Genomic DNA, 1,245 nt, shown 5'->3' on the forward strand with positions numbered 1-1,245 from the left:
GGGCGGTGCAGCCAGTAGGCGCCCCAGCCGACGCCCACCACGTCGATGTTGTTCAGCAGCAGGCGGTTGACCTTCACCGTGGGGATGTCGCCGCCGGTGAAGCCGATCACGAGGAGTCGGCCCTCGGGGGCCAGGCAGCGCAGGGAGTCGGTGAAGCGGTCGCCGCCGACCGGGTCGACAACAACGTCGACGCCCCGGCCGCCGGTCAGTTCGGTGACGGCGGCGCGGAAGCCGTCCGCCGGGACCGTGTGGTGGGCGCCGGCCGCGCGGGCGACGTCGGCCCGCTTCTCGTCGGAGACCACGCCGATCACCCGGGCGCCCAGGGCGCGGGCGAGTTGGACGGCGGCGGTGCCGACGCCGCCCGCGGCGCCCTGCACCAGTACCGTCTCGCCCTCGCGGAGGCGGCCCCGGCGGGTGAGGGCGAAGTGGGTGGTGAGGTAGTTCATCGGCACGCCGGCGCCGACCTCGAACGACACCTCGTCGGGCAGCGGGAAGACCACGGCGGGGTCGGCGGCGACCCGTTCGGCGAAGCCGCCGAAGGCGGGGAAGGCGGCGACCCGGTCGCCGGGCCGCAGGTCGCAGCCGTCGGGGGCGCTGAGCACCGTGCCGGCCACCTCGGCGCCGGGGGTGAACGGCGGCTCCGGCTTGAGCTGGTACTCGCCCCGGCTGAGCAGCACGTCCGGGTAGCAGACGCCGGCGGCGCGGACCTCGACGAGGACCTGGCCGGGGGCCGGGACGGGGTCGGGGACGTCCGCGACCTCGACGGCCTCGGGTCCGTCGAGTGTGGTCACCTGTACTGCGCGCATGAACGGTTCCTTCCTTGTCGCCGGTCCTGTCGCCGGAGCGCCGGAGGTGCGTGGTGTCAGCGGGTGGTGCGGAGGGCGCGTTCGGCGCCGCTGAAGTGGGCGTGGTCGTTGAAGGCGACGAGGCTGGCGCCGGAGCGGCCGAGTGCCACCGTGGTCAGCCCGCAGTTGACCGTCACCCGGTTGAGGGCGACGATCCCGGCCGGTCCGGCGTCGAGCAGGTGGCCGCAGAGCGCGGCGAGGACGCCGCCGGAGGTGACCACAACGGCGTCCCGTCCAGGGTCGAGGCGGGCGGTCAGTTCCCGGAAGGCGGCGCGCACCCGTTCGGTGAAGTGCCGCCAGCCGTCGTCCGCGTCCTCCTCGATCCAGGCGGTGAGGGCCTGGTCGAGCAGCGTCTGCACCTCGTCGGAGGTGGGCGGCAGGTCGCTGGTGGAGGTGGGCG

At 74.9% G+C, this 1,245-nt stretch carries 2 protein-coding genes; both read right to left on the reverse strand.

Annotation, left to right across the window (positions count from 1 at the left end; translation table 11 throughout):
- On the reverse strand, positions 1-806 hold an 806-nt coding region (locus tag GL263_RS26795; protein WP_182858318.1), incomplete at its 3' end, for an NADPH:quinone oxidoreductase family protein.
- A 56-nt stretch (positions 807-862) separates the two neighbouring features.
- The coding region (locus GL263_RS26800; protein WP_182858319.1) for a histidine phosphatase family protein at positions 863-1,245 on the reverse strand (383 nt) is incomplete at its 5' end.

Source organism: Streptomyces durbertensis (assembly GCF_014156695.1).
Classification (GTDB): domain Bacteria; phylum Actinomycetota; class Actinomycetes; order Streptomycetales; family Streptomycetaceae; genus Streptomyces; species Streptomyces durbertensis.